Annotated in this window: 11 protein-coding genes and 1 other RNA gene; 6 read left to right on the top strand and 6 right to left on the bottom strand. The window is 66.4% G+C overall.

Going from position 1 to position 14202, the window contains the following annotated elements:
* Window positions 1–271: 271 nt before the first annotated feature.
* Together rnpB and GR303_RS06525 are read right to left on the bottom strand one after the other, a co-directional pair.
* An RNA gene (gene rnpB, locus GR303_RS06530) (RNase P RNA component class A) lies at window positions 272–666 on the bottom strand.
* A 46-nt stretch (window positions 667–712) separates the two neighbouring features.
* Window positions 713–1510: a lytic transglycosylase domain-containing protein gene (locus tag GR303_RS06525; protein WP_210254023.1), complete on the bottom strand. Its 798-nt coding sequence runs from the start codon at window positions 1508–1510 to the stop codon at window positions 713–715.
* A gap of 315 nt (window positions 1511–1825) precedes the next feature.
* Between GR303_RS06525 and GR303_RS06520 the strand changes: the two genes are divergently transcribed.
* The 6 genes from GR303_RS06520 to GR303_RS06495 all read left to right on the top strand — a co-directional run bounded on the left by GR303_RS06520 (window position 1826) and on the right by GR303_RS06495 (window position 7247).
* The gene (locus GR303_RS06520) at window positions 1826–2104 is read left to right on the top strand and encodes a glycine zipper domain-containing protein (protein ID WP_161723564.1); all 279 of its coding nucleotides are present in this window, start codon (window positions 1826–1828) and stop codon (window positions 2102–2104) included.
* 87 nt (window positions 2105–2191) lie between these two features.
* Window positions 2192–2917 carry a TerB family tellurite resistance protein gene (locus tag GR303_RS06515; protein WP_161723563.1) on the top strand — a complete coding sequence of 242 codons (726 nt, stop codon included), beginning with the start codon at window positions 2192–2194 and terminating at the stop codon, window positions 2915–2917.
* Between the two features lie 4 nt (window positions 2918–2921).
* The gene (locus GR303_RS06510) at window positions 2922–3689 is read left to right on the top strand and encodes an N-acetylmuramoyl-L-alanine amidase (RefSeq protein ID WP_161723562.1); all 768 of its coding nucleotides are present in this window, start codon (window positions 2922–2924) and stop codon (window positions 3687–3689) included.
* An 81-nt stretch (window positions 3690–3770) separates the two neighbouring features.
* Entirely contained in the window at window positions 3771–5285 is a 1515-nt protein-coding gene (locus GR303_RS06505) for an efflux RND transporter periplasmic adaptor subunit (RefSeq protein WP_161723561.1), read from the top strand.
* Window positions 5286–5295: 10 nt separating this feature from the next.
* Window positions 5296–6018, top strand: coding sequence for an ABC transporter ATP-binding protein (locus GR303_RS06500; RefSeq protein ID WP_161723560.1), 723 nt, complete (start codon window positions 5296–5298; stop codon window positions 6016–6018).
* Window positions 6015–7247 (top strand): ABC transporter permease, encoded by a 1233-nt coding sequence (locus GR303_RS06495; protein ID WP_161723559.1) that lies wholly within the window; start codon window positions 6015–6017, stop codon window positions 7245–7247. The genes GR303_RS06500 and GR303_RS06495 overlap by 4 nt, the downstream gene beginning before the upstream one ends.
* A gap of 224 nt (window positions 7248–7471) precedes the next feature.
* Here the strand turns inward: GR303_RS06495 and metH are convergent, their stop codons facing one another.
* From metH to GR303_RS06475, 4 genes are all read right to left on the bottom strand, one after another.
* Complete coding sequence (metH, locus tag GR303_RS06490) at window positions 7472–11227, bottom strand: methionine synthase (RefSeq protein WP_161723558.1); 3756 nt, start codon at window positions 11225–11227, stop codon at window positions 7472–7474.
* A 100-nt stretch (window positions 11228–11327) separates the two neighbouring features.
* Window positions 11328–12233 (bottom strand): methylenetetrahydrofolate reductase [NAD(P)H], encoded by a 906-nt coding sequence (gene metF / locus GR303_RS06485; protein ID WP_161723557.1) that lies wholly within the window; start codon window positions 12231–12233, stop codon window positions 11328–11330.
* Window positions 12233–13246 carry a metalloregulator ArsR/SmtB family transcription factor gene (locus tag GR303_RS06480; RefSeq protein ID WP_161723634.1) on the bottom strand — a complete coding sequence of 338 codons (1014 nt, stop codon included), beginning with the start codon at window positions 13244–13246 and terminating at the stop codon, window positions 12233–12235. The genes metF and GR303_RS06480 overlap by 1 nt, the downstream gene beginning before the upstream one ends.
* 67 nt (window positions 13247–13313) lie before the next feature.
* A complete protein-coding gene (locus GR303_RS06475) occupies window positions 13314–14195 on the bottom strand; it encodes a DMT family transporter (RefSeq protein WP_161723556.1) in 882 nt (293 codons plus the stop codon).
* Window positions 14196–14202 lie beyond the last annotated feature (7 nt).

Below are 14202 nucleotides of genomic sequence, written 5' to 3'. Positions count from 1 at the left end.
CGGATCGTGAGGATCCGCCACCCGCTTTCGGTGGAGACGCTACTTTCAGAAGCGAAACGCCAGCATTTCTTGAGTGCTTGACGCCCCCTTCGGAAGACACCGTCGACGGGATGGTTTGGGATAACATGGGATATTATGGTCGTCAACGGAACGGAGCGGGAGCGCAGGCCTCTCGGCATGCGTGCCCCATGAGACGCAATTACGGTTAATGAATCGTAAGCGGAGCAAAGGTTTGCTCACGCTTTCCGCACAATTCGGGCCTGTGGAAAGATGGGTCAGCCGGCCTGTAAGCCGGGTTCTGTAGGGCCCAAAGTCTAAGACCTCGGACGTGGCGACCATTCCTCTGGGACGGCCATTGCTGGCCGCCTCTAGCAACCAACCCGGACGACGGACCTGAAAGCGGGCCTGGCGCGAGCGCCTGTCGTCCCTATTCGGTTTTGCTCCTGGTGGGGTTTGCCGTGCCGTCCGCATTGCTGCGTCCGCGGTGCGCTCTTACCGCACCCTTTCACCCTTACCCCGCGGGTCCGAGAACCTTTGCGGGGCGGTCTGCTTTCTGTGGCACTTTCCCTGGGGTTTCCCCCGCCGGACGTTATCCGGCACCTTGCTTCCATGGAGCCCGGACTTTCCTCCCCGAGCTGAACTCGAAGCGGCCGCCCGGCCGGCTGACGTGGGGATGTGGTGTCAAAAGGGCCCTGACGTCAAGGGCAGCCGCTCATTCCGCGGCGGCCGTGATCACCTTGACCTTCGCGCAATAGGCACGGGAGGCGCCCGTCATGGTCTGGGCCCGGTGGCCGAACTGGTAGCGCAGGATCGTGCCGCAGGTATCCCCGCCTGCGAGCTTGTAGGCCGTGGCAAGATATTTGAGGCCGTATCGGAGGTTTGTCTCCGCATCGAGGAGGCCGGCGGCGCCGCCCCTGTAGCCCAGCGATTGGGCGGTGCGGACGTTGATCTGCGTCAGGCCCATGTTCGGGCCGTTGCGGGCGGAGGCATTGTAGCGGCTCTCAAGCCGCACGACGGCATCGGCCAACTCGTAGGGAAGACCGTTTTCCGAGGCATAGCGGGCAATCAGCGGCTTCAGCGCAGCGGCGCGCGCTGCATCGGGCTGGCGGAACCGGGCCTTGATCTCTGCGGGTCCCGGCAGGGATGCGGTCTGGTTCTGGATTTCGTCGCCTGCGGCATCGCGCGGGGCAGGTTCGGTCTCGGCCGCCTTCGAAGCCATCCGCTCGCCCGGTTCGGCGACCTTGGGCTTCGAGGCCGAGGCACCCTCCGCCTTCTTCCTGTCAGCAGCCTTGGCAGTCTTGGTAGACTTCTTCTCCTCCGGCGCCTCGCTCGCCTCCTCGACCACCGCAGCCGCTTCGGCCGTCGCAGCCTCCGCCAGTTCCGCCGCACGATCCGGGGGAATGAGATTGTCGCCTGCTTCTCCTTCGGCCCGCGCCTGGGAGGCGAGGACCAATGCGACAGCTCCGAGAGAGGCTACGGCCAGGGTTCTGAGGAAGTGATGCAAAGTCAAACCGTAACTCCAGTTCGCAGCCGTCGAAGGGGTGCGCTGGGTGGCGGCCAATTGAGGCGAAGATGTGGCACATCATGCCGTAATCATGTTCGGAATTCGTTCGGACTCGACCGTTTTTTCTTTGTTTCTTCTGGCTTTCACACCAAGCTTCCCGCCTCGGTGTCGCAGCTCTAGCCTCGGAGAAGTGTGAGGATTTTTCGTCAGCTTGTCGGGGCTCTGAGGAACTCTTTCCCGCCCCGGGAGTTGGCGACAGCGTAAGGTCAAGCTAAACAGGACCGGGCAGCCTACCGCCCGCTGAACAACAGGGAAGCCTCCATGAAGAAGATCATGACAGCCATTGCCGCCGGTGCTCTCACCCTTTCGATGGCGGCCTGCAACACTCCCGGCGAGCGTGCAGTCGGCGGCGCCGCGATCGGCGGCCTGGCCGGCGCGGCCATCGGCGGAGCGGCGACAGGACGGGCGAGCGGCGCCCTGGCCGGTGCGGCCATTGGCGCAGCAGGCGGCGCAGTTGTCGGCGCGGCGACCACCCCCAGCCGTCCCGCATGCCCGTACGGCACCTATCAGGACATCTACGGCAACGTCTATTGCCGCTGATAGGGACCTCGGGAACGAATTTGAGGGGTCGGGCTCGTCCCGGCCCCTTTCCTTTTGCCCGCCTTTGAGCGTACGACTTGATCCAAGATGATTCAGTCGATTTGGGGTAAGCTCGGAGGTGCCGGGATCGGGCTCGCGTTGGGCGGGCCGATCGGTGCGCTCCTGGGCGGAGTAGCCGGCCACGTTCTCGTCGACCGCGAAGGAGCGCCTTTCGGGAAGCCTCCGCGGGACGTGCTCTTCACCATGGGCCTGGTGGCGCTTGCCGCCAAGATGGCCAAGGCCGACGGGGTGGTCGTCGACGTGGAGGTGCGCGCCTTCGAGCAGGTCGTCGAGGTGCCCGACAGCGAGCACGACAAGGTCGAGCGCCTGTTCAACCTGGCCATGCAGACGACGGACGGGTTCGAGGCCTATGCCCGCCAGATCTACGAGGAGTTCAAGGAGGAGCCTGCCCTCCTCGAGGACGTGCTCGACGGCCTCTTCCACATCGCCAAGGCGGACGAGGCGGTCCACGAAGCGGAGTATGCCTATCTGAAGGATGTGGCGACGATCTTCGCTTTCCCCGACGTGGAGTTCGAGCGCATTGCCGCCCGGCACGTGAAGCGCAGGGACGATCCGTATCTCATTCTCAAGGCCGACCGCAGCATGAGCGACGACGAGTTGAAGCGGCATTATCGCCGGCTTGTCGCCGAGAACCACCCCGACCGGGAGATCGCCCGCGGCCTGCCCCCGGAGGCCGTGAAGATCGCCACCGAGCGGCTCGCTGCCATCAATGCCGCCTGGGAGCGCATTGCCGCCGAACGGAACCTCAGGTGACGGCATGGCTGCGCTGACCCCGGAGAGCCCCGCCGCCGACAAGGTGTTCCCCTCCCCCAATCACGGGGAGCGCAAGGACGGCCAGCGCCCCACCATGCTCGTCCTGCACTACACGGGCATGCCGGACGAGGGCGAAGCGCTGCAATGGCTGTGCAATCCGGTCTCGCAGGTCTCCGCCCACTATTTCGTGTTCGGCGACGGCCGCATCCTCCAGCTCGTGCCCGAGGCGCGCCGCGCCTGGCATGCGGGCCTGTCCTCCTGGGAGGGCGAGACCGACATCAATTCCTGCTCCATTGGGATCGAGATCGCGAATCCGGGCCATCCCGGCGGCCTGCCTCCCTTCCCCGACGTGCAGATCGACAGCGTTGCGGCGCTCGCCAGGGACATCGTCAGCCGCTGGCGCATCCCGGCGACGCGGGTGCTCGGCCATTCCGACGTGGCGCCGGGCCGCAAGGTCGATCCGGGGGAGCGCTTTCCGTGGAGAAGGCTGCACGAGGCTGGAGTCGGCCACTGGGTGCCGCCGGCGGCGATGAGCGACGGCCGCTTCTTCTCCCGCGGCGACCAGGGCATGCCCATCGAGGCTCTTCAGGCCATGCTTGCCATGTACGGCTACGGCGTGCGGATCAACGGCGTCTTCGACGAGGACACGGAAAAGGTGGTTGCCGCCTTCCAGCGCCATTTCAGGCCCGAGCGCGTGGACGGCGTGGCGGATGCCTCCACCATCACGACCCTGCGCAATCTGATCGCATCACGGCCGCAGCCGGCCGCATGACAAAGAGTTAACTCGCAACGCTATAGAAAATCGGCCACAATCGGCGCGCATCACATTCCCTGTCTGGCAGAGGGTTCTTCGTTGCGGCGCGTCTGGGTTTGGCTGATCGGCATTCTCCTGGTGGCGGGAGCCTCTGGCCTCGTCCTGTGGAAGCCTACGGGCGGGCAGGCTTCCGATCAGGCCTATCGCCTCGGCACCGTGGATCGCGGCTCGATCACGGCAAGCGTGCGCGCCATCGGCACGCTCAACCCGGTCACGACGGTTCTGGTCGGCTCCCAGCTTTCGGGCCAGGTGGTCGAGATCCTCGCCGACTACAATACGCCCGTAAAGGAAGGCCAGGTGGTCGCCCGCCTCTACGCGGAGCAGATCAAGTCGCGCCGGGACGCGGCCCTGGCGGACCTCGCCCAGGCAAGGGCCGATCTCGACATTAAGCGCGCGCAGATCGAGAAGGCGCGCTCCTCCCTGCTGCGCGCCGAGGCGCAGGCCGCGGATCTCAAGGCCCAGCGCGACCGTGCCCGCGCCCAGCTCGACGAAGCCCAGCGCAATCTCGAGCGCCAGGCCGAGCTCACCACCCGCGCGGTCGGCACGCAGGCAGCGCTGGAGCAGGCGCGGACGCAGGTGGAGATCCAGAGGGCCAACCTCGCCTCGGCCGAGGCGCAGATCGCCTCCAACCAGGCAGAGGCTGCAGGCCTGAAAGCCGACCTCGTTCTCGCGGAAGCCGGCGTGAAATCGGCGGAGGCGACGGTTCTCCAGCGCCAGGCGAAGCTCAGGGACATCGAGATCGATCTCGCCCGCACGGAGATCAAGTCTCCCGTGGATGGCGTCGTCGTCAAGCGCGACATCGAGCTGGGGCAAACGGTGGCCGCTTCCCTCTCAGCTCCCACCCTGTTCACCATCGCGCAGGACCTGAGCCAGATCGACATCTACGCCAATATCGACGAGGCGGATGTGGGCCGCCTGAAGGAAGGGCAGCGGGTGACCTTCACCGTCAACGCCTATCCGACCCGCACCTTCGAAGGCATCGTGCGCATGGTACGCTTGGCCGCGCAGACGGTGCAGAACGTGGTCACCTACACGGCCGTCATCGGCGTCAAAAATCAGGACCAGGCGCTTCTGCCCGGCATGACGGCCAATCTCCAGATCATTACCGACGAGCGCGAGGACGTGCTGCGCATCCCCAACGCGGCTTTGCGCTTCCGTCCCGCCACGATGGCAGCGGCCGAGGCAGGAGACGGCACGCCGGATGGCCAGCCGCCAAGGCGGCGGCCACGCCCGCACGATGAGCAAACCGCTAACGAAGGACGGAGCACGGTGCCGGACGCCCAAGGGCCGCGGCGGCCCCGCAGCGATCAGGCCCCGCTCACGCAGGAGGAAGGAACGCGCGGGCGGATCTATCGCGTGGGCCATGACGGCAAGCCACAGCCCGTGCCGGTCCGCCTCGGCGTGACCGACGGAGCCTATACGGAGATCATCCGCGGCGATCTGCAGGAAGGCGCTGCCATCATCGTCGGAGCGCCTCGCGCGGACGCTTCGGATGAGGCGAACAGCGGGGGAGCCGGTTCCAATCGCCGCCCGCGCCCGCCGCGGATGTTTTGAGGGGAGCATCATGGCTCTCATCGAAACGCGCGAGTTGCAACGGGTCTATGACCTCGATGCCGGGCGTGTCGTTGCGCTCGACAGCGTTTCGCTCGATATCGAGCAGGCTGATTTCGTGGCGGTGATGGGCCCTTCCGGCTCGGGCAAGTCCACTTTCATGAACCTCGTCGGCTGCCTCGACCGGCCTACGAGCGGCCAGTACCGCCTCGCCGGAACGGCGGTCGAAAGCCTCGATGCGGACGGCCTGGCGCGCCTGCGCAACCGCGAGATCGGCTTCGTCTTCCAGCAGTTCAACCTGCTGCCCCGCATCGATGCGCTCGGCAACGTGGAACTGCCGATGATCTATGCGGGCTTCGACCGCAAGACCCGGCGGGAACGGGCGCTCGAAGCGCTCGGCCGCGTGGGCCTCGCCGAGAGGGCGCATCACCGGCCGATGCAGCTCTCCGGCGGTCAGCAGCAGCGCGTCGCCATTGCGCGGGCGCTCGTGAGCAGCCCGAGCCTGCTGCTCGCCGACGAGCCGACCGGCGCCCTCGACAGCCGCACGGCGAGCGAGATCCTGTGCCTGTTCCAGGACCTCAACCGCGAAGGCGTCACCATCGTGCTCGTCACGCACGATGCCGAAGTCGGGCGCCACGCGCGCCGCCTCGTGCGGTTTCGCGACGGCCGCGTAGTCGAGGATCGGCGGCAGGAGCCGGCGGATGCGCGCAGCCCTGCACCGGAGGCCGCCGAATGAGATGGATCGAAGCCATCCGCTCCGCGTTCTCCGCCATCATGGCCAACGCCCTGCGCAGCCTGCTCACCATGCTCGGCATCGTGATCGGCGTCGCCGCCGTGATCGCGATGGTGGCGATCGGCTCGGGGGCGCGCAATCTGGTCGACCGGCAGATCCGCTCGCTCGGCGCCAACCTCGCCATCGTGACGCCCGGAAACGTGACGCAGGGCGGCGCGCGCCTCGGCGCAGGCGCGGCCTCGTCGCTCACCGATGAGGATGCCGAGGCGATCCGGCGCGAGATCGACGGCGTTGTGGCGGCGGCGCCCTTCGTTCAGGGCGGCGCGCAGGTGGTGGCCGGCGGCAGCAACTGGGGCACACGCATCTACGGCATCGACCTCGACTGGTTCTCCGCACGCGAATGGGACGTCGCCTCGGGACGCACCTTCGACCCGGAGGAGATGCGCCGCGGCGACATCGTCATCCTTCTCGGCCAGACCGTGGCGCGCAACCTCTTCGGCGAGGACGATCCCATCGGCCAGATCGTGCGCGTACGAAACGTGCCCTTCCGCGTCATCGGCGTGATGGCGCCCAAGGGGCAATCGGCCTTCGGACAGGATCAGGACGACGTGGTCTTCGTGCCGCTCGATGCCGGCCGCCGCCGCTTGATCGGCCGCAACTACGCCAAGGACCGCTCCGTCGGCTCGATCTTCGTGAAGTTCGCCAGCGAGCGCGACATCGAACCCGGCATCGAGAGCATGACGGAGCTGCTGCGGCAGCGCCATCGCATCGTCGGCGATCAGGAGGACGACTTCTCGATCCGAAACCTGACCGAGATCGCCAACACCGCCTCCGCCTCCGCCAACACCCTCTCCCTGCTGCTCGCAGCCGTTGCGGCCGTCTCGCTGCTCGTCGGCGGCATCGGCATCATGAACATCATGCTGGTGTCCGTGACCGAGCGCACCCGCGAGATCGGCCTGCGGCTTGCCGTCGGCGCGCGCCCGCGCGACATCCTCAGCCAGTTCCTCATCGAGGCGACGACCCTTTCCACCATCGGCGGCGCTCTCGGCATCGGTCTGGGCGCCGGTGCGGCCTATCTCGTGGCGCAGTTCGCCGGCTGGCCTTCGCTCGTCTCCACGAACGCGATCCTCATGGCCGTGGGCTTCTCGGCACTGGTGGGCATCTTCTTCGGGTTCTATCCGGCACAGCGCGCGGCGAAGCTCGATCCCATCGAGGCGTTGAGGCGGGAATAATCATCAAAGTCATCCCGGACGCCGAAGGCGATCCGGGATCGCGTGCAAAATGAAGTGCCCCGACGCGCGTCATCACCGGCCTTGTGCCGGTGATCCCGATTCGAACAGCACTGAGCCTCATGAAAGCGAGATGGCCGGGACAAGCCCGGCCATGACGAGGAGTATTGCAAGAACGATCCCGGATCTCCGCTGGCGCTTCGTCCGGGATGACGCGTGGGGAAAGCTTACTCCGCCGCAACGGCCCGATAGCTTGCCGGGTCGTAGTTGAGGATGGGGCTGAGCCAGCGCTCCACCTCCGCCACGCTCATGCCCTTGCGCCCGGCATAATCCTCCACCTGGTCGCGCTCGACCTTGGCGACGCCGAAGTAATAGGCCTGCGGGTGCGACAGGTAGAGGCCCGAGACCGAGGAGCCCGGCCACATGGCGTAGGACTCGGTGAGGCCGACACCGATGCGGCGCTCCGCTTCGAGCAGGCTGAAGAGCGTGGACTTCTCCGTATGGTCGGGCTGCGCCGGGTAGCCGGGTGCCGGACGGATGCCCTGATATTCTTCGTTGATGAGGCCGTCGTTGCCGAGTCTCTCGTCGGGCGCGTAGCCCCAGAACTCCTTGCGCACGCGCTCGTGCATGCGCTCGGCGAAAGCCTCTGCGATGCGGTCGGCCAGCGCCTTCACCATGATGGAGCGGTAATCGTCGTTGGCGCGTTCGAACCGCTCCGCGATGCGAACCTCCTCGATGCCGGAAGTCACCACGAAGGCGCCGATCCAGTCCGGCTTGCCGCTCTCCAGCGGAGCCACGAAATCGGAGAGGCACAGGTTCGGCTTGCCGTCGCGCTTCGAGAGCTGCTGGCGCAGGCCGTAGAAGGTGGCAAGCTCTTCGGAGCGGCTTTCGCCCGTGTAGAGGCGGATGTCGTCGCCCACCGCGTTGGCCGGCCAGAAGCCGATCACCGCCTTCGGGTTGAACCATCGCTCTTCGACGAGACGCTTGAGCATCGCCTGCGCGTCCTCCCAGAGCTGGCACGCGGCCTCGCCCTGCTTCTCGTCCTCGAGGATCGCCGGGAAACGGCCTTTCAGCTCCCAGGTCTGGAAGAACGGCGTCCAGTCGATATAGGGCACCAGTTCACCCACGTCGTAGCTGCGGAACACGCGTGCGCCGGTGAAGGTGGGCTTCGGCGGGTGATAGGATTCCCAGTCGAGCATGAGCCTGTTGGCACGGGCTTTCTCGATCGGCAGGCGCTGCTTGTCGGCTTCGGAGCGCGCATGCGCCTCTGCCACCTTCCGGTACTCGGCCCGCAGCGTCTCCACATAGCCGTCCCTGGCATCGGGCGAGAGCAGCGAGGACACGACGCCGACCGCGCGGCTCGCGTCGGTCACATAGACGGCCTGGCCCCTGTTGTAGTTCGGGTGGATCTTCACCGCCGTATGCACGCGGCTCGTGGTGGCCCCGCCGATGAGAAGCGGAATGTCGAAGCCTTCGCGCTCCATCTCAGATGCCACGTTCACCATCTCGTCGAGGGAAGGGGTGATGAGGCCCGAGAGCCCGATCACATCCACCTTCTCCTTGCGGGCGGTCTCGAGGATCTTCTGAGCCGGCACCATGACGCCGAGATCGATCACCTCGTAATTGTTGCAGGCGAGCACCACGCCGACGATGTTCTTGCCGATGTCGTGCACGTCGCCCTTCACGGTGGCCATCAGCACCTTGCCGGCAGCCGAGCGCTCGGTGACGCCGTTGGCCTCCTTCTCGGCCTCCATGAACGGCATGAGATAGGCGACGGCCTGCTTCATCACGCGGGCGGATTTCACCACCTGCGGCAGGAACATCTTTCCGGCGCCGAAGAGATCGCCCACCACGTTCATGCCGGCCATCAACGGGCCTTCGATGACGTGGAGCGGGCGCTCGGCGGCCTGGCGCGCCTCTTCCGTATCCTGCTCGATGAACTCGGTGATGCCGTTGACGAGGGCATGCTCGATGCGCTTCTCGACGGGCCAGGAGCGCCATTCGAGATCGGCCGCCTTCGCCGCGCCGGAACCGTCGCCCTTGAAGCGGGGCGCCGCTTCCAGCAGCCGCTCCGTGGCGTCGGGACGGCGGTTGAGCACCACGTCCTCGCACAATTCGCGCAGTTCCGGATCGATCTCGTCATAGACCGCGAGCTGCCCGGCATTGACGATTCCCAAATCCATGCCGGCCTTGATGGCGTGGAACAGGAACACGGAATGCATGGCCTCGCGCACGGGCTCGTTGCCGCGGAAGGAGAAGGACAGGTTCGAGACGCCGCCCGAGATATGGGCGTGCGGCAGCGTCTCGCGGATGATGCGCGCCGCCTCGATGAAAGCGACGCCATAGCCGTTGTGCTCCTCGATGCCGGTGGCAACCGCGAACACGTTGGGATCGAAGATGATGTCCTCGGGCGGAAAGCCGACCTGCTCGGTCAGGATCCTGTAGGCGCGGGTGCAGATCTCCACCTTGCGCTCCAGCGTATCCGCCTGACCCTGTTCGTCGAAGGCCATGACGACGACGGCGGCGCCGTAGGCGCGGCAGATCCTGGCCTGCTCGATGAAAGCCGCCTCGCCCTCCTTCATGGAGATCGAGTTCACGATGGCCTTGCCCTGGAGGCACTTCAACCCGGCCTCGATCACGTGGAACTTGGAGGAATCCACCATCACCGGCACGCGGGCGATGTCGGGCTCGGCGGCGACGAGGTTGAGGAACTCCACCATGGCCTTCTCGGAATCGAGCAGGCCCTCGTCCATGTTGACGTCGATGATCTGCGCGCCGTTCGCCACCTGGTCGCGGGCCACATCGAGAGCGGCAGCGTAATCGCCGGCCGTGATGAGCTTGCGGAACTTGGCTGAGCCGGTGACGTTGGTGCGCTCGCCCACGTTCACGAAAGGAATGCCGGAGGTGAGCGTGAAGGGCTCGAGACCCGAGAGGCGCATGAGCGGGGACAGCGTCGGGACGGTGCGCGGCGCCTTGCCGGCCACGGCCTCCGCGATGGCGCGGATGTGCTCGGGGGTGGTGCCGCAGCAGCCGCCGACCACGTTCACGAGACCGGCATCGGCGAACTCGGCGAGCATCGATGCCGTCGCCTCCGGACGCTCGTCGTAGAGGCCGAACTCGTTGGGAAGACCCGCATTGGGATATGCACAGACGAGAGTGTCGGCGACGCGGCCGATCTCCTGAATATGCGCACGCATCTCGCGCGCGCCCAGGGCGCAGTTGAGGCCGATGGAGAACGGCTCCGCATGGCGCACGGAGTACCAGAAGGCCTCGGGCGTCTGGCCGGACAGGGTGCGCCCTGACAGGTCCGTGATCGTGCCCGAGATCATCACGGGCAGCCTGACGCCCTTCTCGGCGAAGACCTGCTGCGTCGCGACAATGGCGGCCTTGGCGTTGAGCGTGTCGAAGATCGTCTCGATCAGGATGATCTCGGCGCCGCCGTCGACAAGCCCCCTCACCTGCTCGGCGTAAGCATCGCGTACCTGATCGAAGGTCACGGCGCGGTAGCCGGGATTGTTCACGTCGGGGGAAATGGAGAGCGTGCGGTTGGTCGGGCCGATGGCGCCGGCCACGAACCGGCGACGACCATCCTCGTTCTGTGCGATCAGCGCCGCCTCGCGGGCGATGCGCGCGCCCTCATAGTTCAGCTCGTAGACGATGGCTTCCATGCCGTAATCGGCCTGGGCGATGGACGTGCCGGAGAAGGTGTTGGTCTCGACGATGTCGGCGCCCGCGCGGAAATAGTCGAGATGCACCTGGCGCACGGCATCCGGCTGCGTGAGGATCAGGAGATCGTTGTTGCCCTTGACGTCGTGCTTCCAGTTCTTGAACCGCTCGCCCCGAAAATCCTCTTCCGAGAAGCGAGAGCGCTGCAGCTCCGTGCCCATCGCACCATCGAGCACGAGGATGCGCTTGGCAGCGGCGTCGCGGAGCGCCTTGAGAATGTCGGCGCCGTTGGCGAGGCGAGGAGTGAACGCAGTCATTCAGTGTTTTCTCGTTTCTGCGCAGCCGGTTCGCTCCGGCCGTCGGCATTCATGACAAGGGGCACAGGCGTATGCCCGGCGAGCGCCGGGCACGGCAGGATCAGGCGGCAGCCTTCACGCTCTGATCGCGCAATCCCAGCAGATGGCAGATGGCATAGACCAGATCGGCACGGTTCATGGTGTAGAAGTGAAATTCGTTCACGCCGCGGTCGACGAGGTCGAGCACCTGCTCGGCCGCCACGGCTGCAGCCACGAGCCTGCGGGTTTCCACGTCATTGTCGAGGCCCTCGAACCGGGCGGCGAGCCAATCGGGAACGCTCGCGCCGGTTTTGGCCGCGAAGTTTGCCGTCTGCTTGAAGTTCTGCACCGGCACGATGCCGGGCACGATGGGAATGTCGATGCCGCGGGCGCGCACCCGGTCGAGAAAGCGGAAGTAGTGATCGTTATCGAAGAAGAACTGGGTGATGGCCCGGTCCGCTCCACAATCGACCTTGGCCTTCAGAACATCGATATCGGCATCGAGCGATGGGGCTTCCGGGTGCTTCTCGGGATAGGCCGACACGGAGACCTCGAAATCGCCGATGGCCTTGATGCCGGCAACAAGATCGCATGTCCTCTGATAGCCGCCGGGATGCGGCACATAGGCGGTGCCGATGCCGGCGACCGGATCGCCGCGCAGGGCGACCACGTGGCGCACACCCGCATCCCAATAGGAACGGATGACGCTATCCACCTCCTCCTTCGTCGCCGCAACGCAGGTGAGATGCGCCGCGGGCTTCAGCCGCGTTTCCTGCACGAGGCGGGAGACCGTCGCATGGGTGCGCTCGCGGGTGGAGCCGCCTGCGCCATAGGTGACGGAGACGAATTGCGGGTTGAGCGGAGCCAGGCGCTGGATGGATGACCAGAGGGTCGCCTCCATCTCCGGCGTCTTCGGCGGAAAGAACTCGAAGGAAACCTTGATCGGACAGGACGTCTGCCGGCTGGCGCGAAGGGTGAGCGGTGACATCAGGCGACCTCTCTGTCGGGTTCGTTCAAGGGCCAATCCGTCACCACGCGGCGATCCTGGCCAAGCCAAAGGGATACGGTCAGATGTTCGTCGCCCCTCTTGGGCGGCGCGATCTCTCGATTGAGGGTGCAGTCGAGCCCGGCCTCATCGAGCCAGCCGGCGACCTGCGAGGACGCGAAGCCGAGGCGGCGATGCGCCTGCGCCTCGCGCAGAAACTCGAGACTGTGCGGCGCGAAGTCCACCACGAGGATCCGGCCTCCCGGCGCGACGAGGCGCGCGGCCTCGCGGATGGCGCGCGCGGGATCGTCGAGATAGTGCAGGACCTGGTGGATCACGACGAGGTCGAAGGTGTTGCGCGGGAACGGGGGCGCATAGATGTCCCCCTGCCTCAGCTCGATCCCCCTCAAGCCGGCCTTCTCCAGATTGGCGCGGGCCACCGAGAGCATGGCATGGCTGGCGTCCAGGCCCACCGTACGGTGGGCCCGCGGGGCCAGGAGCTGCAGCATGCGGCCGGTGCCGGTGCCGAGATCGACGAGGTTTCGGATGGGGGCCGGTCCCAGGGCGTCGAGCACGGCGGCTTCCACCACGGTCTCGGGCGCATGCAGGGAGCGGATCCGGTCCCATTCCGGCGCAAGGCGCGAGAAGAAGGCCTGCGCAGCCTGCGCACGCTGGCTGCGCACGGCCTCGAGCCGGGTGCGATCCTCCAGCAGCTGCGGGTCGGAGCGGTCCAGGCTGTCCAGGAGCGGATGGATGATGCGCAGGGCCGTGCCGCGATCGGTCAGGCGGAAGAAGGCCCAGGCCCCCTCCCGATGCCGCTCCACAAGACCGGCCTCAACGAGGAGCTTCAGGTGGCGGGAGATGCGCGGCTGCGACTGCCCCAGGATGTCCGTGAGGTCGGAGACGGAGAGCTCGCCCTCGCTCAGGAGCACCAGAATCCGCAGACGCGTTTCCTCCGCAGCCGCCCGCAGGACGTCCAGGGTCAAATCCAGGGATGGAGATGGATCGTCAGGCACAGCCAAATCTCTCTCGTACATATAAAGATATATTTATATGTATCTCAGGACGAGAGCAAGCACAGCCTTAGGACTTTTTCCGCCGGACCCTGGCGTGGCTGGCTGCAACGACCAATCCAAAGACTGTAGCGGCTACGAGCCAGGCGGACAGGGCAATGGGTTCCCTGTTGAGCACGGCGGCGATCAGCAGCGTGACGAAGGTCTGCAGGAGCTGGACCTGGCTCACGCGAGCGATGCCGCCGATGGCCAAGCCCGCATTCCAGGCGAAGAAGCCTAGATACTGGCTCATGAGCGTCACATAGGCGAAGCCGATCCAGCTCCAGGCCGGGATCAGGCCCGGCTCGCTCGGCATGGCCCAGAGAGCCAGCGGAACCGTGACCGGAAGCGCAACGACCAGAACCCAGGAGATCACCTCCCACCCGGCCAGGCCCGCCTGTACAAGCTTGCCGGAGAGCACGTAGCCGAGCGCCGAGGAGACCGCGGCTCCGAGGAGAAAGACATCCCCCTGCCCCAGGGAGCCGCCGCCCTCGTGCAGGGTGAAGCCGATGACCAGGGCAGCTCCGGCCAGAGCTGCGAGCCAGAAGGCCGGGCTCGGCCGCTCACCGGCGATCAGCGCGCTGATGACGGAGGTTGCAAGCGGCAGGATGCCGAGCACCACCCCGCCGTGGGAGGCCGGCACGCTCTGCATGGCAAGCGCGGTGAAGCCCGGAAAGCCTCCGACGAGGCACAGGGCGACGAGCGCCAGGGTGCCCGCCTGCCGCCGGGACGGCCATGGCTTGCGCAGGGCGAGCAGGGTCGACAGGGCCAGGAGGCCCGCGAGCGCCGCCCTCCCTGCCGTGACGAAGAGCGGGCTCAGATGCTCGACGGCGATGTGCGTGAAGGGCAGCGTGCCCGCAAAAATGCACACGCCGACGAAGCCCAGGAGCAGGCCGAGGGTTTCCCGGGACATGGCGAGG

This window comes from Microvirga arsenatis (genome assembly GCF_009910705.1).
Taxonomy (GTDB): domain Bacteria; phylum Pseudomonadota; class Alphaproteobacteria; order Rhizobiales; family Beijerinckiaceae; genus Microvirga; species Microvirga arsenatis.
The sequence above is the reverse complement of the archived record's forward strand: the minus strand, read 5'-3'. Positions and strand labels throughout refer to the sequence as shown.

Coding starts and splice junctions, on each gene's coding strand:
- GR303_RS06520 (WP_161723564.1), top strand. CDS start 1,826: ATGAAGAAGATCATGACAGCCATTGCCGCCGGTGCTCTCACCCTTTCG.
- GR303_RS06515 (WP_161723563.1), top strand. CDS start 2,192: ATGATTCAGTCGATTTGGGGTAAGCTCGGAGGTGCCGGGATCGGGCTC.
- GR303_RS06510 (WP_161723562.1), top strand. CDS start 2,922: ATGGCTGCGCTGACCCCGGAGAGCCCCGCCGCCGACAAGGTGTTCCCC.
- GR303_RS06500 (WP_161723560.1), top strand. CDS start 5,296: ATGGCTCTCATCGAAACGCGCGAGTTGCAACGGGTCTATGACCTCGAT.
- GR303_RS06495 (WP_161723559.1), top strand. CDS start 6,015: ATGAGATGGATCGAAGCCATCCGCTCCGCGTTCTCCGCCATCATGGCC.
- metH (WP_161723558.1), bottom strand. CDS start 11,227: ATGACTGCGTTCACTCCTCGCCTCGCCAACGGCGCCGACATTCTCAAG.
- metF (WP_161723557.1), bottom strand. CDS start 12,233: ATGTCACCGCTCACCCTTCGCGCCAGCCGGCAGACGTCCTGTCCGATC.
- GR303_RS06475 (WP_161723556.1), bottom strand. CDS start 14,195: ATGTCCCGGGAAACCCTCGGCCTGCTCCTGGGCTTCGTCGGCGTGTGC.